Origin of the sequence: Leisingera sp. ANG-S5, from assembly GCF_000813925.1 — a bacterium.
In the GTDB taxonomy this organism is placed as follows: Bacteria; Pseudomonadota; Alphaproteobacteria; order Rhodobacterales; family Rhodobacteraceae; genus Leisingera.
Genome location: NZ_JWLH01000002.1, coordinates 220,647 through 240,994, shown reverse-complemented (window position 1 = coordinate 240,994; position 20,348 = coordinate 220,647). Strand labels below are relative to the sequence as shown.

The 20,348-nt window shown below is 65.1% G+C and carries 13 protein-coding genes; 9 read left to right on the top strand and 4 right to left on the bottom strand.

What is annotated here, in order from left to right:
• The 7 genes from RA25_RS04685 to RA25_RS04655 all read left to right on the top strand — a co-directional run.
• The coding region (locus RA25_RS04685; protein WP_039170549.1) for a thioesterase domain-containing protein at nt 1–1,998 on the top strand (1,998 nt) is incomplete at its 5' end.
• Between the two features lie 5 nt (nt 1,999–2,003).
• Complete coding sequence (locus RA25_RS04680) at nt 2,004–3,020, top strand: glycosyltransferase family 2 protein (RefSeq protein ID WP_039170536.1); 1,017 nt, start codon at nt 2,004–2,006, stop codon at nt 3,018–3,020.
• Complete coding sequence (locus tag RA25_RS04675) at nt 3,017–7,585, top strand: MupA/Atu3671 family FMN-dependent luciferase-like monooxygenase (protein ID WP_039170535.1); 4,569 nt, start codon at nt 3,017–3,019, stop codon at nt 7,583–7,585. Before RA25_RS04680 ends, RA25_RS04675 begins: the two co-directional genes overlap by 4 nt.
• A complete protein-coding gene (locus RA25_RS04670) occupies nt 7,582–8,271 on the top strand; it encodes a 4'-phosphopantetheinyl transferase family protein (RefSeq protein ID WP_039170534.1) in 690 nt (229 codons plus the stop codon). Before RA25_RS04675 ends, RA25_RS04670 begins: the two co-directional genes overlap by 4 nt.
• Complete coding sequence (locus RA25_RS04665; protein ID WP_039170533.1) at nt 8,268–9,206, top strand: hypothetical protein; 939 nt, start codon at nt 8,268–8,270, stop codon at nt 9,204–9,206. Before RA25_RS04670 ends, RA25_RS04665 begins: the two co-directional genes overlap by 4 nt.
• The gene (locus RA25_RS04660) at nt 9,203–11,707 is read left to right on the top strand and encodes a hypothetical protein (protein ID WP_039170532.1); all 2,505 of its coding nucleotides are present in this window, start codon (nt 9,203–9,205) and stop codon (nt 11,705–11,707) included. The genes RA25_RS04665 and RA25_RS04660 overlap by 4 nt, the downstream gene beginning before the upstream one ends.
• Entirely contained in the window at nt 11,704–12,540 is an 837-nt protein-coding gene (locus RA25_RS04655; protein WP_039170531.1) for a glycosyltransferase family 2 protein, read from the top strand. The genes RA25_RS04660 and RA25_RS04655 overlap by 4 nt, the downstream gene beginning before the upstream one ends.
• A 132-nt stretch (nt 12,541–12,672) precedes the next feature.
• Here RA25_RS04655 and RA25_RS04650 read toward each other — a convergent pair whose 3' ends face one another.
• Nucleotides 12,673–13,881: a glycosyltransferase gene (locus RA25_RS04650; RefSeq protein ID WP_019298150.1), complete on the bottom strand. Its 1,209-nt coding sequence runs from the start codon at nt 13,879–13,881 to the stop codon at nt 12,673–12,675.
• Nucleotides 13,882–14,118: 237 nt separating this feature from the next.
• On the opposite strand from RA25_RS04650, the gene RA25_RS04645 reads away from it, so the two are divergent.
• Nucleotides 14,119–15,489: an oligosaccharide flippase family protein gene (locus RA25_RS04645; protein ID WP_039170530.1), complete on the top strand. Its 1,371-nt coding sequence runs from the start codon at nt 14,119–14,121 to the stop codon at nt 15,487–15,489.
• Nucleotides 15,490–15,554: 65 nt separating this feature from the next.
• Here the strand turns inward: RA25_RS04645 and RA25_RS04640 are convergent, their stop codons facing one another.
• The 3 genes from RA25_RS04640 to RA25_RS04630 form a co-directional block, all read right to left on the bottom strand.
• Nucleotides 15,555–16,796, bottom strand: a complete 1,242-nt coding sequence (locus RA25_RS04640; protein WP_039170529.1) for a chain-length determining protein — start codon at nt 16,794–16,796, stop codon at nt 15,555–15,557.
• A 116-nt stretch (nt 16,797–16,912) separates the two neighbouring features.
• Nucleotides 16,913–17,830, bottom strand: a complete 918-nt coding sequence (locus RA25_RS04635; protein WP_052254161.1) for a CpsD/CapB family tyrosine-protein kinase — start codon at nt 17,828–17,830, stop codon at nt 16,913–16,915.
• Nucleotides 17,831–17,903: 73 nt separating this feature from the next.
• Entirely contained in the window at nt 17,904–18,593 is a 690-nt protein-coding gene (locus RA25_RS04630) for a sugar transferase (RefSeq protein ID WP_052254160.1), read from the bottom strand.
• Between the two features lie 849 nt (nt 18,594–19,442).
• Between RA25_RS04630 and RA25_RS04625 the strand changes: the two genes are divergently transcribed.
• On the top strand, nt 19,443–20,294 hold the full coding sequence (locus RA25_RS04625) for a 2-dehydro-3-deoxygalactonokinase (RefSeq protein WP_039170527.1): 852 nt from the start codon (nt 19,443–19,445) through the stop codon (nt 20,292–20,294).
• Nucleotides 20,295–20,348 lie beyond the last annotated feature (54 nt).

Sequence of the window (20,348 nt, the reverse complement as noted above, 5' to 3'; positions counted from 1 at the left end):
GGTTATGAACTGTTTGTTTACTCGAGATTTACAAATGGTTACCGTCTGAATTGTCAGGCTTTGCTGGCCTTAGCGGCGGCGGCAGAACGCCCCGCCCCCCTCCCCCTCCAGACGATTTTCACCCGATGCCCGGAGGAGCAGGCGCCTGTGCGCGGGCGCCTGCGATCCCCGCAGGAGGCGCATCTGAACTTCGGGCCGCGCTGGCATGTTCTGGACCGCGCCGCACTGGGGGACGGCGAAGGCATTGCCGCCCTGTCGCTGCCGGATGCGGCGGCGGCTGACGGCTGCCTGCTGCACCCGGGCCTGATGGATCTGGCAACCGGCTGGGCCATGAACCTGATCCCCGGATATGAAGGCACCGCGCTGTGGGTGCCGGTGTCCTACGGGACCATCCGGGTCTTTGCGCCGCTGACACCGCAGGTCTTCAGCCATGTTCGCCTCTCCGAGGGCTCCGGCGGCGGCTCAGCGGCCTTCGATGTGACTCTGACCGGCCCGGACGGCACTGTGCTGGTCGAAATCGAGGGTTTCCGGATGCAACGCCTGGCGGGCGGGTTTGATGCGGCAGCGGAGCAGGGTGAAGCAGATGCCACCGCCGCCCAGCTGGGGCTGGAACCCGCCAGCAGCCCGCAGCCGCTATCGCCTGAGGAACGCCGTCTGCAGCTGAACATCTCCAATGGCATCAAGGCAGAGGACGGCGGCGAGGCCCTTGCCCGCGCCGTGGCCTCTGGCCTGCCGCAGGTGGTGGTTTCTTCGCTGGACCTGCCCGCGCTGATTGCCCAGGCAGACCAGAGCACACCGGCCGAGACCGAGGCCCAGACATTCGACCGCCCGCAGCTCGACACCGATTACGTGGCACCGCGCAACCCGGTGGAGGAGCAGCTGGCCAAGCTGTTTGCCTCGCTTCTGGGCGTCAGCCAGGTCGGGATCGAGGACAGCTTCTTTGACCTCGGCGGCCATTCCCTGATTGCGGTCCGGCTGTTCGCACAGGTCAAACGCGCCTTTGGCGTGGAATTCCCGCTGTCGGTGCTGTTTGAGGCGCCCAGCGTCGCCGCCCTGGCAGAGCGGATCATCGAACGCACTGGCGGCGGTGTTGCCGAGGAACCGGGCAGCGAACCGCAAGCGGCGGAAGAGAAACCGAAATTCACCCATCTGGTGCAGTTGCATCCGGGCGATGGCACCGGGCGGCGGCCCTTCTTCCTGGTCGCGGGAATGTTCGGCAACGTGCTGAACCTGCGTCATCTGGCGCTGCTGGTGGGCAAGGACCGCCCGGTCTACGGCCTGCAGGCCAAGGGGCTGGTGGGCAATGATGCGCCGCACGACAGGATCGAGGATGCCGCCCGCAGCTGCCTGGATGAGATCCGCCAGATCCAGCCTGAGGGCCCCTATCTGCTCGGCGGCTTCTCCGGCGGCGGCATCACTGCCTATGAGATGGCGCAGCAGCTGAAGAGTCAGGGCCAGGACACCGCCGCGCTGATCCTGCTGGATACGCCGCTGCCGGTGCGCCCGGTCCTGAACCGGCAGGACAAGGCGCTGATCAAGCTGGCCGAGCTGCGCAGCAAGGGGATAGGCTACCTTGGCGAATGGGCCAGGAACCGCATTGCCTGGGAGTTCGAAAAGCGCCGCGCCAAACCAGCCGAAACCGGCGCCCAGCCGGAGTTCAACAACCGCAAGATCGAACTGGCCTTCCGCGCCGCGGTCGAAACCTACGGCCTGCAGCCATGGCACGGCCCGCTGACCCTGTTCCGCCCGCCGCTCGACCGCAAATGGCAGGTATCAAACGGCAATTGGGTCAGCAGCGAGCGCGAATACGTGTTTGCCGACAACGACTGGACCCGCATGGCGCCCGCCGTTGAGGTCGAAGAGGTGCCGGGCGACCATGACAGCATGGTGCTGGTGCCGAACGTCAGCGTGCTGGCGGCAGGCGTCAAGGCGCGGCTCGACGCAGCGGACCGGGCAGCGGCCTCCGCCCCGCCGCGCACGGTCCGGGCGGCGGAGTGACTACCATGGCCCAGCAGCGTATCCTCATCATCCTGTTGAATTTCCGCACTCCGGAAATGACCCTGCAATCCGCCGAGGCGGCGCTGCAGGAGCTGGAGGATTTGCCGGGCGAGCTGCTGATCATCGACAATGGCTCCGGCGACGGCTCCTATGAGCATATCCGGGCAGCGGCAGAAACCCACGGCTGGCTGGACAGCAACCGGGTCCGGGTGATCGCCTCGCCGGTGAACGGCGGCTTTGGGGCCGGCATGAACATCGGCCTCAGCACCGGTTTGGCGGACGGCAGTGCGCCGGAGTTCTACTATCTCCTGAATTCGGACGCTTTTGTGCAAGGCAGCACCATCCGCACCCTGCGCAACTTCCTGCTGCAGCATCCGGGCGCCGGGCTGGCGGGCTCCTATGTGCGCGGCACCGACGGGACCCCGCACCGCACCGCCTTCCGCTTCCCCTCCATTGCGGGGGAGTTTGAGGCCAGCGTGCGCACCGGCATCTTCACCCGGCTGCTGAAACCCTGGGTGGTCGCCATGGAGATGCCGCAGGCAGAGGTGCAGGTCGACTGGACCGCCGGAGCCAGCCTGATGATTCGCCGGGAGGCGGTCGAGGCCGTTGGCGGCTTTGACGAGACCTTCTTTCTCTACTTCGAGGAAACCGACCTCTGCCGCCGCGCCGCCCGCGCGGGCTGGCGCACCCACTATGTGCCGGCCAGCGAGGTGGCGCATATCGGCTCCGCCTCCACCGGCATGAAGGGCTGGCAGCGCACGCCCGGCTACTGGTTTGACTCGCGTCTGCACTACTTCGTCAAGAACCATGGCCGCGCCTATGCCGCCGCAGCCACATTGGCCCGCATCAGCGGCAGCCTGATCTATGGCCTGCGCCGCCTGATCCAGAACAAGCCGCAGGCTGATCCGCCGTATTTCCTGCGCGATCTCTGCCTGCACAGCCTGCGCGCGCTGTTTGCGCCGCGCCGCACAACACTTACGGAAACGCGCCTCCCTTCTCCGCTTGCAAAGGAGCAGAAATGACCGCATTCACCTGTGCCCTGATCGGCAATGAATCCCTTCTGATCGGCTGCGCCGATGCGCTGCTGGCGCGCGGCCACCTGATCCGGGCGGTGGTGTCCCAGGATGCGGACATTCGCACCTGGGCCGCAGGCAAGGGCTTGGAACTGCTGGACACTCCTGCAGACCTCAGCGGCGGCTTTGACTGGCTGCTGTCGATTGCCAACCTGACGGTGATCCCGGATGCGGTGCTGGCGCAGGCGGCCAAGGGCGCGGTCAACTTTCACGACGGGCCGCTGCCCCACTACGCGGGCCTCAACACCCCGAACTGGGCGCTGATCAACGGCGAGGCGCTGCACGGCATCACCTGGCACCTGATCGAGGGCGGCGTGGATGAGGGCGACATTCTGGCCCAGCGGCTGTTCGATGTGGCCGAGGATGAGACCGCCTTCAGCCTCAATTCCAAATGCTATGCCGCCGCAATGGACAGCTTTGGAGAGGTAGTTACCCAGCTGGAAACCGGTGATCTGAAACGTCAGAAACAGGACCTGAGCCAGCGCCGCCTGTTCAGGAAGTCGGACCGCCCGGCGGCAGGCGGGATGCTGGAATTCACCCGCCCCGCGGCGGAACTGGCGCGGCTGGTGCGGGCGCTGGACACCGGCGGCTACTGGAACCCGATGTGCGCCGCCAAACTGCGCATCGGCGGCACCGTGGTGCTGGCTGGCACTGCAGAAGTTGCGAAGGGCAACGGCGCGCCGGGCACCGTCCTGGAGGTCAGTAAGGCCAGCGTAAAAATCGCAACCGGCAGCGGTGCCCTTACACTGTCCCGCCTGACCACATTCGCGGGCCAGCCTCTGGACGTTTCAAAACTGGCCGCAGCCGGAGACGAGGTTCCCTCCCTGACCGCAGCAGAGGCCGAGGCACTCACCGCCCGTCTCGCTGCGGTCCAGGGTGGTGAAAGCCACTGGCGCCAGCGGCTCGCCGCGATGCAGCCGGTGCAGGTCCCGCTGACATCGGATACTGGCGGCAGCGGTTTCAACCGCTTGGACATCGCCCTGCCCGCCGGTCTCAGCGAGGAACAGGCCGCAGCTGCTGCCCTCGCCTTTGCCCTGCTCAGCAGCGGCGCGGAAACCGGCGATGTGGCGCTGGCGGTAGAGGGGATGGAGGGCCTGCCCGGCCTGATCTCCGGCTGGGTGCCGTTGCAGGCGCGTCGGCAGGACCGCGTTGCATACCTCGTTGAACGCAGCGCGCAAGAGATTGCCAAGGCCCGCAAAACCGGCGGCTTTGCCGAAGACATTGTGGCCCGCGCGCCGGAGATTTCGGCGCAGGCTATGCCCGGTTTCGGTCTTTTGCTGGGGTCCGATGCAGCGATTGAGGGTTGCGCTGCTACAGCCTCCCTGACCAATGGCACCATGGTGCTGCACTGCGACGCAGCCGCTCTGACACCAGACGCCGCAGCCCTGCTCGCCGCGCGGCTGGAGCTGGTGCTGACTGCCATCGCAGAAGACGGCAGCTGCAACGTGGCAGAGCTGCCAATCCTGCCCGAAGCCGAGCGCAAACTGCTGCTGGAGGACTGGAACCAGACCGCCACGGACTACCCTGCGGACCTGACCATCCACGCCGCGTTTGAGGCCCAGGCCGCAAAGACCCCGAAGGCCACCGCGCTGGTGTTCGAGGACCAGAGCTTCACTTACGCTGAGGTCAACGCCCGCGCCAATGCAGTAGCGGGGCGCTTGCGTGAAATGAACGTAAAACCGGGCGTGCATGTCGGCATCCACATCCGCCGCGCGCCGGATCTGGTGTTTGCAGCGCTTGGGGTGATGAAGGCCGGCGGCGCCTATGTGCCGCTGGATCCCGCCTACCCGGCCGACCGCATCGCGCATTACATCACCGACAGCCAGGCGCAGGTGATCGTGACCCAAGCCGCACTGGCCGCCAGCCTGCCGGCCTCAGACGCGCAGGTGCTGAAAATAGAGGACGTCCCTGCGGGGACAGAAGGTGAAAACATTGATGGCGGTGCCACCGGCAGCGATCTGGCTTATCTGATCTATACCTCCGGCTCCACCGGCCTGCCCAAGGGGGTGATGGTCACTCACGACAATGTCGCGAACTTCTTTATCGGCATGGATCAGCGCATCCCGCACCAGCCCGGCGATGCCTGGCTGGCAGTGACCAGCCTCAGCTTCGACATCTCGGTGCTGGAGCTGTTCTGGACCCTCTCGCGCGGGTTCAAGCTGGTTTTGTCCAGCGATGAAAGCAGACTGGAGCTGTCCAAGGGGCCGGTGGCGCTCAGCGACCGGAAGATGGATTTCAACCTGTTCTACTGGGGCAATGACGACGGGCCGGGGCCGCAGAAATACCACCTGCTGCTGGAAGGCGCCAAATTCGCTGACCAGCACGGCTTCAACGCGGTCTGGACGCCGGAACGCCACTTTCATGCCTTTGGCGGGCCTTACCCGAACCCGTCCGTCACCGGCGCCGCTGTCGCCGCGGTGACGCAAAACATCGGGGTGCGCTCCGGCTCCTGCGTGGCGCCGCTGCACCATCCGGCGCGGATTGCCGAGGAGTGGGCAGTAATTGACAACCTGACCGCGGGGCGCGCCGGCATCGGCTTTGCCTCCGGCTGGCAGCCGGATGACTTCATCCTGCGGCCCGAAAATACCCCGCCCGCCAACAAGCCCGCGCTGTTTGAAACCATTGAGACCGTGCGCAAGCTGTGGCGCGGCGAGGAGGTGGGTTTTCCCCGCAGGGACGGCGGGGAGCACAGCGTCCTCACCCAGCCCCGCCCGGTGTCCAAGGAGCTGCCGGTGTGGGTCACCACCGCGGGCAACCCGGAGACCTGGCGCGAGGCGGGTGCGATCGGGGCAAATGTGCTGACCCACCTGCTGGGGCAGAGCATTGAAGAGGTCGCGGGCAAGATCCGCATCTACCACGATGCCCTGCGCGAGGCCGGCCATGACCCCGCGGATTTCAAAGTCACGCTGATGCTGCACAGCTACCTGGCGCAGACCCGCGAAGAAGCCCGCAAGGTGGCGCGGGAACCGATGAAGGACTACCTGCGCTCTGCCGCCGGGCTGATCAAGCAATACGCCTGGGCCTTCCCCGCCTTCAAGAAACCCGAAGGCGTGAAGAGCCCGTTTGAAATGGACCTGGGCTCACTGTCGGAGGAAGAGTTGGAAGCCATCCTCGACTTTGCCTTTGAGCGTTACTTCGAGGACTCCGGGTTGTTTGGCACCATTCAGGACGCCTGCCAGCGGGTGGAGCAGCTGAAGCGCATCGGCGTCGATGAAATCGCCTGCCTGATCGACTATGGCATCGCGCCGGATGTGGTGCTGGAGGGGCTGAAACCGCTGGCAGAGGTTCTGCGCCTGTCGAACGCGCCGCAGGAACTGGCGGCGGATGACTTCTCGCTGGCGGCGCAGATTGTGCGCCATGGCGTCAGCCACATGCAATGCACGCCCTCGATGGCGCGGATGATTGCCGCGGACGGGGATGCCAGCGCCTGCCTGGGCCAGCTGCAGCATCTGCTGGTGGGCGGCGAGGCGCTGCCGGGGGATCTGGTGCAGGCCTTGCAGGACACCACAAACGCGGAGCTGCACAACATGTACGGGCCGACCGAGACGACGATCTGGTCGACGGTGGAGAAAATCAGCGCCGTCCCTGCGGGGACAGCCGGCATTGGCACGCCAATTGCCAATACGCAGGTCTATGTGCTGGATGAAAAACAGGCGCCTGTCCCCGCGGGGACTCCAGGCGAATTGTATATTGGCGGCGCGGGTGTCACGGCGGGCTATTGGCAGCGGGAGGAGCTGACCTCTGAACGCTTCGTAAAGGCACCGTTCGCTGCAACACCCCTTTACCGCACCGGCGATCTGGTGCGCTGGAGCAGCGCGGGCAGTCTCGCCTTCCTGGGCCGCACCGATCACCAGGTGAAAATCCGCGGCCAGCGGATCGAGCTGGGCGAGATCGAGGCCGCACTGGTGGCGCAAGCCGGTGTGACGGGCGCCGTTGTGGTGCCGCTTGGCGAAGCTGGCGCAGAGCAGCTGGTTGCCTATATCACCGCCTCCGCACCTGTGTCCGGAGAGGCCCTGAAACAGGCGCTGGCGGCGCGGCTGGCTGAGGTCATGGTGCCGGCGCATATCGTCACCCTGGACGCCTTCCCGCTGACACCGAACAAGAAAATCGACCGCAAGGCGCTGCCGGACCCGCAGCCCGCGCAGGCCAATGCCGCCCCGGCAGTTGCGCTGGACGCAGGCGCGCAGGCCCGTATCGCCACGGTCTGGAGCCGCATTCTGGGGGTCAGCGGCATCGGGGCGCAGGACAATTTCTTTGCCCTGGGCGGCCATTCCCTGCTGGCGGTGCAGGCGCACAGGGAATTGCGCGAGGAACTGGGCACCGCGAAACTGTCAATCACCGACATTTTCCGCTTTCCGACTCTGGCCGGGCTGGCCGCCCATCTCGAAGGGCTTGCAGGCACCCCGGCAAATACGGAACAACAGCCTCAGGACACCGCAAGGGGGCCTGACCGTGCAGACACCATGTCGAAACGGCGGGCGATGCGGGCAAACCGCAGGGCAAGGACCGGATGACGGACAGCAACAGCAAACTGGCAGAGCGGCTGGCCCTGGTCCGGCCGCTTTTTGCCGCCGATGTGGCATTGGCCGGGGCGGACCCGCTGGGCACGCCGCCCGCGCCGCTGGCGGAGGAAGCTGCAGGGCTGTCGCCCAACGCGGTGGAGAAACGGCGCAACGAGTTTGCCGCAGGACGGTCCGCTGTGCATCAGGCGATGCGGCAGCTGGACGTGCCCCCTGCCCCAGTACAGGTCGGCAGCGACCGGGCGCCGGTCTGGCCCTTGGGGCTGGTCGGCTCCATCACCCACACCAGGAGCTGCGCCATGGCGGTTCTGGCGCGGGCCGGCGAGGTGCAAGGGCTGGGCATTGATGTGGAGGAAGACGTGCCGCTGAAGGATGAGCTGCTGCCCGCCATCTGCTCTGACCGGGAGCAGGCCTGGCTGAAGCGGCAGGACAATCCGGGGCAGATGGCCAAGGTGATCTTTTCCGCCAAGGAGGCGGCCTATAAGGCGCAGTACGGCTTGAGCCGGGCATTTTACGGCTTTGACGGGATGGAGCTGGAGTTTGATCTGGGTGCAAGCGCATTTCAGGCGTTTTTCACTGCCGACCGGCCACCTTTCAAGCGCGGTGAGGCGGTGGGCGGGCGGTTTGCCATTGGTGCGGGCCTGATCATGACCACGGCAGAAATCCGGGGGCGCGGATGATGGGGCGGCGCGGGCTTCTGGCCGCAGGCGCTGCCGCGGCCACGCTGGGGCTGATGGCGTTTGTCACCCGAAGCCGGCCGGTGCCGGTGCCGCCGCCGCTGGACCCGCCGCAGGGGCCGCTTAAGGTGTTTCACCTCGGCCATTCGCTGGTCGGGCCGGACATGCCGCATATGCTGGCGCAGCTGGCACCGGAGGGCCACGGATACAACAGCCAGCTGGGATCGGGCACCTCGCTGAGGGGGCATTGGGAGCCGGACGAGGCGATCCTTGATTTTGAGACTGCCAACAAGGCGCCAGCCTACCGCGATGCGAAAGAGGCAATTGGGTCCGGTAATTACGACGCCGTGGTGCTGACCGAGATGGTCGAGCTGCGCGATGCGCTAAAGTATTTCGACGCTGCCAAGTATCTGGGGAAATGGGCTGATCTGGCGCGCGGGGCCTCGCCGGAGACGCGTCTCTACTTGTATGAAACCTGGCACCGGCTGGATGACCCGGATGGCTGGCTGGAGCGGATTGAGGGAGATCTGGAAGCTCTGTGGACGCGGCAACTGCTGGGTGCCGACAGCCGCCGCACTCCGCAGCAGCCGGTCTATCTGATCCCCGGCGGGCAGGTGCTGGCCGCAGTGGCACGAGCGGCGGAGGCCGGGGAAATCCCGGGGCTGGCTTCACGTGAATCGCTGTTTGCCCGCACACCCGAGGGAGACCTGGACACCATTCACATCAATGATCTGGGGGCATATGTGATCGCCCTGACCCATTATGCGGTTCTGTATCAGCGTTCACCGGAAGGTCTGCCGCACCAGCTGACCCGAGCGGACGGTTCCCCGGCGCAGGTATTCCGCCCTGAGGCGGCCGCCAAGGTGCAGGCTATCGTCTGGGACACCGTGCGCGCCCTGCCCCGCACAGGGATTGCTGCCGCGGGAGCGCCAGAATGAAGCTGGAGGCGCTGATCACCTCGGTTGTGATGATCGGCCATTCGCTGTTCGGGCCGGACAATCCGCAGATGCTGGAGCAGCTGCTGGACACGCAGGCAGAAGCCCGGGTGGAAGCGCAGATCATCAATGGCGCGCCGCTTAGCTATAACTGGCAGCACAGCGGCAGCGCCGAGGGTGTTGATTCACGTGAAAGGCTGAAGGCACCCGCGGATGCGGTGATCGTGACCGAGGCGATCCCGCTGGCCAATCACCTGAAATGGAGCGGCACGGAACAGGCGGTCACGCAGTTTTATGAGCTGGCGCGCACGGCCAATCCGGAGGTGCAATTCTACCTGCAGGAAACCTGGCACAGCCTGGACAGCGGCACCGGTGCCGATGTGCCTTTTGACGATGGGGCGGATGTACCGTGGCGGGTGCGGCTGGACCAGGACCTGCCGCGCTGGCAGGCGGTGGCCGACGAGGTGAGCACAATCACCGGTGGCCATGTGAAACTGCTGTCTGCGGGCCAGGCAATGGCGCGGCTGGATGATGCGATCCGGGCCGGCACGATGCCGGGGCTCTCTAGCATCCGCGACGTCTTTGCCGATGACATCCACCCCAATGCCACCGGTTTTTATTTTATGGCACTGCTGCAATATGCGGTGCTGACCGGGGAAGATCCCGCGGGGCTGCCGCATCAGCTGAAGGACCGCTGGGGCAAGCCCTACCGTGCCCCCTCACCCGAACTGGCGGCACGGCTGCAGCAGATCGCCTGGGCCGCCGCCCAGGGGGACGGTGTGCGCACTGCGGCTTTGCCCGCAGATCCCGCGCCGCTGCCGCAGGACCCGCCTGAACCCGTGCTCAATGCCGCGGTGCTGGAAGATGCGGCGCAGCCGACAAGAACAGCCTCCCGTCAGCCCATTGCCATCAACCTCGCGGGCATCGCGGACTGGAGCACCCAGGCCCCCTTTCTGGATCATTTCAAGACCGCGCGGCCCTGGATCGGCCATCTGCCCAGGCGCTGGGGCGGCGCGGACCATGGTGATCTGCTGGCGGCGGGCTATCTTGATCCGGCGGGCTGGCCCACCGCAATCCCGCCGGAGCTGAGCTCTATCGGGACGGTGATCCTGACAGATATGCCAGAGGAAGCGGTGTCGCTGGCCGGCCGCTATGTGCTGCGGTTCGAGGGGGAAGGCATCGTCGAGGTTTTGGGGCGGGCAAAGAACGTCCGCTATGGCAAGGGTGAGGTGCGGTTCGACTTTACTCCCGGCCCCGGCCCAGTGGAGATCCGCATCCAGCGGATGGGCCGCGACGGCGGCTATGTGCGCAATATTACCGTGGTGAAGGAAGAGCATCTGGACGCCTACGATAGCGGCGCCCTGTTCAACCCGCTGTGGCTGGGCCATCTGGACGGATTTGCCGTGCTTCGGTTCATGGACTGGATGGCCACCAATGACTCACAGCAAACGGGATGGGAGGACCGGCCTTTGCGCTCGGATTACACCTGGGCGCAGAAAGGGGTGCCGGTGGAAGTGATGCTGGAACTGGCTAATACGCTGGGCGCCGATCCCTGGTTCAGCATGCCGCATATGGCAGATGACACTTATGTCCGGCAGTTCGCGCAGCAGGTGGAGCGCGGGCTGGACGAGGACCTGCGTGCCTATGTCGAATATTCCAACGAGGTCTGGAACTGGCAGTTCCAGCAGGCCGCATGGGCCGATGCGCAGGCAAAGACGCGCTGGGGCGGCGACGGGCTGTGGATGCAGTTCTATGGCGGACGTGCAGCGGAGGTGGCGCAAATCTGGACCGGGGTGTTCGGCGAAGACAGCCAGCGGCTGGTGCGGGTGATCTCTTCTCAGACCGGCTGGCTGGGGCTGGAGGAGCAGGTGCTGGCTGCACCGCTGTGGAAGGCAGAGCAGGCCGGGCGCCGGGCACCAGCCGCATATTTTGATGCCTATGCGGTGACTGGCTATTTCGGCGGCGTGCTGGGGCTGAAGGAACGCGCCGCGCAGGTGCGGGCTTGGATCGCCGGCAGCCGGGAACAGGCGCAGGCGGTTGCCGCCCGGCGCGGGCTGAGCGGTGTGGCCGCGGAGGAGTTCACGGAACAGCACCGGTATGATGCCGCAAGCGCCCAGGCCGGCGCTGAGCTGCGCGACGGGCTGATTTCGGGCGAAGCAGCCGACACGCTGACCGACCTGCTGGGCCGGGTGCTGCCGTATCACGCAGAAGTTGCGCAACAGCACGGGCTGGAGCTGATCATGTACGAGGGCGGCAGCCATGTGGTGGGCATCGGCCCGATGGTCGAGGATGCGGCGCTGACCAGCTTCTTCACCCATTTCAACTACACTCCCGAGATGGGCGCGCTCTATCAGGAGCTGCTGGCGGGCTGGCAGGCGCTTGGCGGCAGCTTGTTCACCGCCTATTCCGATGTCGGGGCGCCAGGAAAATGGGGCAGCTGGGGCGCATTGCGGACATTGAGCGACCAGAACCCGCGCTGGGAAGCGTTGGAGGCCGTAAAATGAGCCTGCGGGTTTCTGTGCTGATCCCGGCCCATAACGAGGCAGACTATATCAAAGGCTGCCTGCAGGCGGTCTTTGCATCCGGCCCGTTGCCTGGTGCAATGACAGCAGAGGTGCTGGTGCTGGCCAATGGCTGCACCGATGAAACCGCAACGCTGGCCCGTGCTGCCGCGCCGCCGGAGGGCTGGCATTTGCGGGTGCTTGAACTGCCCGAGGGCGGCAAGCTGGGGGCGCTGAATGCGGGTGATGCTGCGGCACGCGGGGATATCCTGATTTACCTGGATGCCGATGTGCTGGTTTCGCCCGGCCTGCTTCCTCAAATCGCCGCAGCATTGGACTTGGAAGCGCCGCGCTATGCCAGCGGCTGCCCCCTAGTCTCCTCTGCACGTAGCCCGGTGACACGGGCCTATGCACGGCTGTGGATGCAGCTGCCGTTCTTTTCCAGCGGAGTGCCGGGGTTCGGTATCTTTGCCATGAACCGGGCCGGACGGCAGCGCTGGGGGAACTGGCCGGATATCATTGCCGATGACATCTTTGCCCGGCTGAAATTTGCGCCCGGTGAGCGGGTGCAGGTTCCGGCAAGTTACAGCTGGCCGATGGTCGAGGGGTTCCGCAACTTGGTGAAAGTGCGGCGGCGGCAGAATGCCGGCGTGTCGGAAGTGGCGGCGAAATTCCCTCAGCTGACGCGCAACGAGGACACCGTGAAGGCCAGTGCGGGTACTGCGCTGCAACTTCTGTTGCGGGATCCGTTGGGCTTTCTGGCCTACGGCGCAGTTGCCCTGGCCGTAAAGACACCGCTGTTCGCCTCCCGAACCCGCTGGACCCGCGGCCGCTAAACGCTGATTTGCCGGGGCGCTCCCGCGCCCGCAGGAAGGCTGGCTGTGCCAGACCACCCTTCGCGGCCTTGGGCCAGGCTCAGCGGGAGCGGTGCATCTTCAGATGCGCAGGCGGCGGGCGGGAGGTGCCGTTTATTGTTTGATTGCCTCGCGGAAATGCGCGGTCAGCTTTGCGGCTTCGATTGCACTGGCGTGGCGCTCCAACACCCGAATGCGCCCCGCCTGCCCCATGGCGGCCAGCTGCTCCTCGGGGGTTTCCGCCAGATCCAGTACTGCTTGAGCCAGTTCAGTCTCGTCCCCCGCAGGCACCAGCCAGCCGGTCTGCCCCGGCACCACCAGTTCCGGCGTGCCGGCGATATAAGTCGCAATTACCGGGCGGGCGGCGGCCATTGCCTCCATCACCACCATCGGCAGGCCTTCGGCAAAGGAGGGCATCACCAGCGCATGGGCGCGGGCCAGTTCCGCCCGCACGCCGTCCTCTGCCAGCCAACCGGTGAGGGTGATATTACGCTGCAGCCCAAGGTCGGCAAATGCCGCCTCCAGTTCCGGACGCATTTCACCATCGCCGATCAGCGCCAGATGCACATCCGGGATATGCTCCACCAGCTGCGCCATGGCGCGGACCAGCACCATTTGGCCTTTCTGTTCCACAAACCGCCCGATAGCCGCCAGCCGCAGCGGCCCTTGCGGCAGCGGTGCCGGGTCCGCGAAGTGTTTCGCTTCGATGCCGCAATGCACCACCTTCAGGCTGTCCCATTTGCCAAAAGGCGCCCATCGGCTCAGCTGGCTCTTGCCGAAACTGCTAACCGCCACGGTGAAGGCGGCGCGGCTTATCTTTTCGCCCAGTGACAGCGCATGCGGGGCATCGAATTCCTCCGGACCGTGAACAGTGAAACTGTAGCCGGGGCCGCCCAGAACATGAGCCAGCATCGCCACCGCCGCGGAATTGGTGCCGAAATGGGCGTGCATGTGCTGCACGCCTTCTGCCTGACAGCGCTGTTTCACATGGGCCGCTTCACCCAGATAGACCAGATGCCGCAAGACGCCCTTGTCCGAAGCACGCGCCAGTTTGAAAGCCAGCCTCAGCGCCTTTGTAAAATGGAGCGGGCCTGCCAAAGCCTCTCGCGTCAAGGCGGCCAGAAGACCGGCCGCGCCAGCCTTCAGCACATACTCTGTGCGAGCGGCCTCTGCCTGATCGCCCGGATCGGCCAGCGTTGTTTCGGAAGGGCGCATCGCCAGGCGCAGGACCTCCAAGCCCTGATGTTCCAGCGCATGCAGTTCACGGCGGATGAAGCTGTGCGAGGGCTGCGGATAAGTGTTCAGAACATAAGCGATTTTCAACGCAGCGGGTTCCCTGCAAGTGCATGTATCCGCGGCAGGTTAGCGTCGGTTTGGCGGCTTGCCCAGCACCCGCTGCCGCTTGTCCCGGAGGCGTGGAGAATGCGGCACAGGCAGCAGGATTGTTGAGGTATTTTCCGCGCTTGTGCAGCTTATAAGCCCGAAGGCAGTCCGTACAATTGACGCCCCTGCCCGGCCCGCCTAGCCTTCGGCACTGAACCTTTGGGGAAATGCGCCGACATGCAGCGGGTTGCTTCGCTTTTTGCCGGTCAGGGGATGATGGCGCGGGTGCTGCGCTCCGCCTCCTGGCTGATGATCGGATACGGCGGCAGCCAGGCCTTGCGGCTGGCTTCCAACCTGATCCTGACGCGCATCCTGTTCCCGGAAGCCTTCGGTATGATGGCGCTGGTTACGGTGGTGACGGTGGGGCTGTCGCTGTTTTCCGACGTGGGTATCGGGCCGTCGATTGCCCAGAACAAACGGGGTGACGATCCGGCGTTTCTTGATACGGCCTGGACCATTCAGGTGATCCGGGGGTTCGGGTTGTGGGCGCTGACGGCTCTGCTGGCTTGGCCTGCGGCCACGTTCTATGGCACGCCGGAGCTGCTGATCTACTTGCCCATCGCGGGAGCGGGGCTGGCGGTTGCCGGCTTCAACCCGACCCGGATCGAGACCGCACACCGGCATCTGCTGGCGGGGCGGGTCACGGTGCTGGATCTGGCGGGCCAGGTGATTGGGCTGGCGGCGATGGTCGGGCTGGCGCTGGCTACGCAATCGGTGATCGCGCTGGTGCTGGGCGGGGTCATTCAGGCCGCAGCCAAGCTGGCGCTGTGCCACTACGGCCTGCCGGGGGCGGCCAACCGCTTCCGCTGGGAGAAGGCCGCAGCGCGGGAATTGATCCATTTCGGCAAGTGGATTTTCCTGTCCACCGCGTTCTGGTTTCTGACCTCGCAAGGGGACCGGGCGATCCTGGGGAAATTTGTCAGCTTGGAAGTGCTGGGTGTCTACAACATCGGCTATTTCCTGGCGAGTTTTCCGATGCTGCTGGGCCATGCAGTGAACCAGCGGCTGATGATCCCTGTGTACCGCGACAAGCCCGCACAGGCGGCGCCGGAGAACCTGCGGCGGCAGCGGCAGCTGCGCAGCGGGCTGACCGGTGGTATCCTCGGGTTGCTTCTGGTGATGGCTTGGGCCGGGCCCTGGCTGGTTCAACTGCTGTATGATGACCGTTACATGCAGGCCGGGCCGATGATGGTGCTGATCGCGCTGGCACTGGCGCCTGCGGTGATCACCATGACCTACGACCAGGCGGCGCTGGCAGCGGGCGACAGCCGCGGGTTCTTTGTTTTTTCCGCCGCGCGGGCCTGCCTGCAGACAGTCATGTTTCTGGGCGGGGTGGCCTGGTTCGGGCTGGCTGGCGGCATTACGGCGCTGGGTCTGGCAATGCTGGGGGCTTACCCGGTGCTGGTGCGGCTGGCGCGCAGGCATCACGTCTGGGATCCCCTGCATGATACTGGCTATGCGCTGCTGACACTGGCCGCTGGCGGGGCGGCGCTGCATTGGCATTGGGCAGAGGTAACTGCAATGGCGGGGGCGCTGGGAACACCCTGATCTCAATAACCAGGGAAAACTGACTCATCGGCCAGCTAACGGTTGCTGATTTCAGACAAAATTTCCTACGCCTTGCGCCGGAACAGCCCGCGGCGCGGCGGGCGCGTGTCCATTTCAGGGATGGACACCACCGGTACCAGGCCGGTCTCCCGCTCCATTTGTACGGCGGTGCGCAGCACCGGATGGCGCAGTTCCTGCAAGAAAGCAGCCAGCAGGGCAAGAATCGCACTGACCGCCGCGCCCATAAGCGCCTTCGTTTTACGGGCACCGGTCACCGGGTAGTCCGGCAGAGGTGCCGGCTCAATCACCGTCAGCCGTTCTGCCTGACGGCTGGTCTCCAGCCGGAACCCAACCTCAGCCTCGTTGCGGCGGGCCGTCATTTGCGCCAGCTCCCCCTGCAGCTGCGCCAGCCGCCGGTCATAGGCGCCCAGCTGGCGCTCCACCTCCGGGGTGGTCTGCAATGACGCCTCAAGCCCGGCCTTGCGCTGGGTCAGCAGTGCCTCCTGGGCGTCCAGCGTGGCCAGCTGCTGCTCGGCCTCTTCCTGCATGCGCCGCGCAGTTGCAGGGCGTTCGGTAGTCTGGGCCTGATCAGCAGCGCGGCGGATCTCGATCCGCTCGCGGGCGATTTCCAGGAGACCCTCGTTCATCGCGGCGATTTCGGCCCGGCGGAATTCAATTGTGCCAGGCAAGGTCACATCATTTGCGTTGCGAAAGGCGGCGATCTCATCCTCCAGCGCCGCGACCTGATCCGCCAGGGCCGCTTCCTTTTCTGCAAAGAAGCTGAGCGTTTCGCGGGCCTGGTCGATGCGGGTGGCGATGCTGAGTTCTATGGTGCGGCGCCCGAATTCGCTGGCGACCTGCTGGGCCTGCTCAGCCGTGGGCATCCGGGCGGTAATGGTCAGTACCGAAATAGTGCCGTCGTCGGCAAAACCTTCGCGAGCGGCTGCAACGCCCGTAATCTGCACGGAAGTCCGCAGCTGCACGACCTTTTGCAGATCGGTCAAGGCGTTCTGGTCAGCGTAAATGCCATATTTTTCGATGATTTCCAGCAGGGTGCCGCGGGCCATCAGACGCTGTTCGATCAGCTGCATACGGCGGGCAGAGGAGCCTTCGACGGTGGATTTGGCCAGCTCGCCGGCAATCTGCGGCTGAGTGATCTGAAGCACCTCGGCGGTTTCATATTCATGCTGTTGACTGGCGGCGAACCACAGTGACACCAGGCAGCCGAGGACAAAAACGCAGGCGATCATGAACAGCCTGCGCTGCACCATGTCCAGAAAATCACCCAGAGAATAAATCGGCCCCATCTGTCTGCTCTCATGCTGCCGGGGTGCCCGGTGTGTTCAAATGCCAGCCGGCCTCATACGGACCGCCGCCCGGTTTTACACCATAGCAAACAGGCGAAACTATGGCGTTTGCGTCTTCAGTGCAGGGGGCAGTCGGATTTGCGCGCCCGGTTCAGCACCACGCCCAAAAGCTGAGTGTGTCCCGCCAGCACTTTTTCGCAGGCGGCCAGCTGCGCGGCGGTGGTGCTGGTGCCATCAGAGACCAGCAGCACACCGTCCACCTGCGGCAGGACGGCGGCAGTGTCGTCATGCTCCAGCACCGGCGGCAGATCAAACAGCGCGGTATCGGCACCGCTGCGAAGCATCAGTTCGTCCAAAGCGGCGCTGCAACTGCGGCTGTGCAGGATTTCGGCGGCGTTCTGATCCGCCGCGCTGTTCAGGCCAACCGCCAGCGACGGCAGCGGGCGCAGCAAGTGCTCTTCCATCGGGGCAGCGCCGGACAAAAACGCGTTCATTTCCGCCTGAACCGGTATCCCCATGGCTTGTGCCACCCCAGGGCGGCGGAAATTCATGTCAAGCAGCACGGTCCGGCTGCCCGGCACTCTTGCCAGGCTAAGCGCCAGGTTGACCGCCGAGAACGTGGTGCCGCAGCCCCCGGCAGGGGCCGTCACCGCCACCCGCTTCCAGCCGCGGGCCTTCAGAGTGTGCAGCAGCCGAGTGCGCAACAGGTCAAAGGACTTGGACGCGGGCGCAGTGCGGAAGCGGCTAACCAGAGGCAGGCAACGCGACCCGTCTGCCTCTGCATCAAACGGGACTTGGCGGATCCGGTCCCAAGGCTCCGGCAGGGTGGCGGGCAACTGGGCGGCAACAGATGAGGCGGGGGCAGATAAGGGACGTTCCTCCGCGGCAGCGGAGGGTGTGGCATCCGCCGGCGCGCGGCGGCGGAACCGCTTAAAACCTTGCTCGGTCATGACGTCCTCGTCGTCCTTCTGTGTCTTCTGCGGGCCGCGCACCGGGCTGGCGGTGACGGCTTCTGATGACGCAAAATGCTTCACAACCTTGCTCCCTGCAATGGCTGGCTGATCTGCTGCATGCGCCTGACGGCCCGGACAACAGATCAAACAGGCCTTAATATCCCGTGCCTTTCAGCACGACACCGACGGTCCGCCAGATCAGCGACAGATCCCCGGTAAATGACAAACCGCGCTTGTAGCCGGCATCCGCCTGCGCGCGGCTGGCGAAGCTGCCCTCATTGCGAACCGACACTTGCCAAGCGCCGGTAATGCCCGGCCGCAAGGCAAAATAGGCCCGCGCATCGCCATATAACGGCAGCTGCTCCGGCATCATCGGCCGCGGTCCGACCAGGCTCATGTCCCCCTTGGCCACGTTCCAAAGCTGCGGCAGCTCATCCAGCGAGGTGGCGCGCAGAAACCGCCCGACCCGGGTGATCCGCGGATCGTTCTTCAGCTTTTGAGTTTCCTCCCATTCCCGGCGCAGAGCCGGGTCAGTGTCCAGGTAGTGCTGCAGCAGCAAGTCAGCATCCCGCACCATCGTGCGCAGTTTCAGAATGCGGAACACCTGACCGCCGCGGCCCAGCCGTGCCTGAGTGTAGAAGGGGCGGCCGCCCTCCAGCGCCAGCGCAGCAGCGCAAAGAGCGATCAGCGGAAGAACCACAGGCAGGCTCAGCAGCACCAGCAGCACGTCCAGCCCGCGTTTACCGCCGCCGGCGTATGCTCCGCCGCCAGCGCCCTTTACGGCTTGCCGAGCCGGTGAAAGGCCGCTCAGCGAGGCATTCATGTTTGCTGCCTTCAAATGCATAGAATTGAACAGGGGAACGGCCGTTGCAGACCGTCCGCCTTCCGCATCAACGTGCACTAAAGACAGCCCCGCCCCTCCGGGAACCATGTCTTTCATTCCACACCCCTCGATCCAGCCAGTCGCCTGGCCGGGCCGCCGCTGAATGCGGCGGTCATTCAAAACTCACATTGACAGTCCGCAAGCCAATGGCCGCGGAATGCCGCTACTGATTTTCCGGTTCAAAACCGGGCACGCCCCCACGCGCCCGCGCCATTTTTTTAATGCCGCCCAATCCCCTGGCGGCGGTGCGTTGCAGCACTCCGCCCTAATTAGGACAAATTTAGACAATTGCGCGCAAAATTTTCATTTTCCCGCAAAACGCCCTCAAACTGCGCCTTGCACAGGAAGAATCAGGAAACAATGGAAGAAGAGTGATTGGAATTGTTTCCGCAAGAGGTCGGACGTTTCCCGGAATCAATGTTCCGCTGCTTTCGGGAATTTTCCGGGCCGCGAAGCCGCGGGAAAATGTCCCTTGCCACCCTCAACTTATTCGGAACCGAGCGGAGTAAACCCATCTGCCAGAGACGGTTCCAACTGCACAGCAGCCTGAAAATCGGGGCCAACAGAAAGCACTCGCCTGCTGATAGCCTATTGCCGGTGGATATTGCAATTCCCCGGGAATGGGGAAGAGCGGTTAAATAATCGATACCGCAATTGCCCTATTGAACGGCAACAGTGCGGAGCATGAATATTGCAGAAAGTCCCTGTATTCCTGCATCTCCTCGCTGTGAACCGGCAGGCCGCACACTTGCCGGAAACCGGAAACACAGCCATAAGCCTCAGCAAAGCGATGGCAGAAGGGGTGTAGCCATGATGCAATCTCCCGGCAGCGGCGCCAGCTGGCTGGCCGCCAACCTGGACGGAACCGCACTGACCGCCTGGACCATGACCGGCAGCACTGCAGGCCCGGCACAGCGGCTGCACCTGCCCGGCAACGGCCCGGATAAAATTGCTGCAGGTTTACGGCAGTTGCTGGCAGGCGGGGCACTGCCGGTAGTGCTGGGTGGCAGCACCCTGGTGCCTGCGCAGCCAGTGCCCGCCGTTCCTGCAGACCTGCCTTTGACGGCAGCCCCGCTGGAAGAGCTGACCGTTCATGCCCTGCCAGGGCTGAGCCAGTCTGCGCCGTGCGGGCTGATACAGGGTGCCGCAGCCCGGCTGAGCGGCTTCTTGCAGCTGAACCCGGACTGGGACGGCGTGGTCTGCCTGCCGGACACCGGTGTGACCCATTGGGTGCAGGTCAGTGCCAGAGAAGCAGTCAGCTTTCAAAGCGCGCTTACCGGGCAGCTGGCGGCTGCGGTTGCGCAGCCAATGGCGCTGGAAGCCGCAGGCAGCTGCAGCAAGGCAGCGCTTGCTGAGGCGGCAGCCGACGGCATTGCCAAACCGGAACTGCTGGCAGCGCGGCTGGCGTCTTTGCAGGCGGACGCCGCGCTGGGGCAGTTGCAGGCGGACACAGCGCGGGGACGGCTCTGGGGGCTCCTATTGGGGGCGGAGCTGGCTGCTGCCCGCCCCTACTGGCTGGGCCAGAACCTGGCGCTGCTGGCTGAAGCGCCGCTGCAGCCGCTTTATGCCGCGGCGCTGGAGGCTCAAGGGCTGCCGGTCACCGTGGCAGACCCGCGGCGCATGACGCTGGAAGGGCTGACCCGGGCCTGGGCCGCGAACTGATCGCGGCACCGGCTTGCGGCATGGGCGTACTTCGGGGCTTCCAGAACCCGCAGC

Excerpts from the sequence above, each read along its gene's own strand:
- RA25_RS04675 (WP_039170535.1), top strand. The coding sequence starts at position 3,017 with ATGACCGCATTCACCTGTGCCCTGATCGGCAATGAATCCCTTCTGATC.
- RA25_RS04680 (WP_039170536.1), top strand. The coding sequence starts at position 2,004 with ATGGCCCAGCAGCGTATCCTCATCATCCTGTTGAATTTCCGCACTCCG.
- RA25_RS04665 (WP_039170533.1), top strand. The coding sequence starts at position 8,268 with ATGATGGGGCGGCGCGGGCTTCTGGCCGCAGGCGCTGCCGCGGCCACG.
- RA25_RS04670 (WP_039170534.1), top strand. The coding sequence starts at position 7,582 with ATGACGGACAGCAACAGCAAACTGGCAGAGCGGCTGGCCCTGGTCCGG.
- RA25_RS04640 (WP_039170529.1), bottom strand. The coding sequence starts at position 16,796 with ATGGGGCCGATTTATTCTCTGGGTGATTTTCTGGACATGGTGCAGCGC.
- RA25_RS04645 (WP_039170530.1), top strand. The coding sequence starts at position 14,119 with ATGCAGCGGGTTGCTTCGCTTTTTGCCGGTCAGGGGATGATGGCGCGG.
- RA25_RS04655 (WP_039170531.1), top strand. The coding sequence starts at position 11,704 with ATGAGCCTGCGGGTTTCTGTGCTGATCCCGGCCCATAACGAGGCAGAC.
- RA25_RS04625 (WP_039170527.1), top strand. The coding sequence starts at position 19,443 with ATGATGCAATCTCCCGGCAGCGGCGCCAGCTGGCTGGCCGCCAACCTG.
- RA25_RS04660 (WP_039170532.1), top strand. The coding sequence starts at position 9,203 with ATGAAGCTGGAGGCGCTGATCACCTCGGTTGTGATGATCGGCCATTCG.
- RA25_RS04630 (WP_052254160.1), bottom strand. The coding sequence starts at position 18,593 with ATGCATTTGAAGGCAGCAAACATGAATGCCTCGCTGAGCGGCCTTTCA.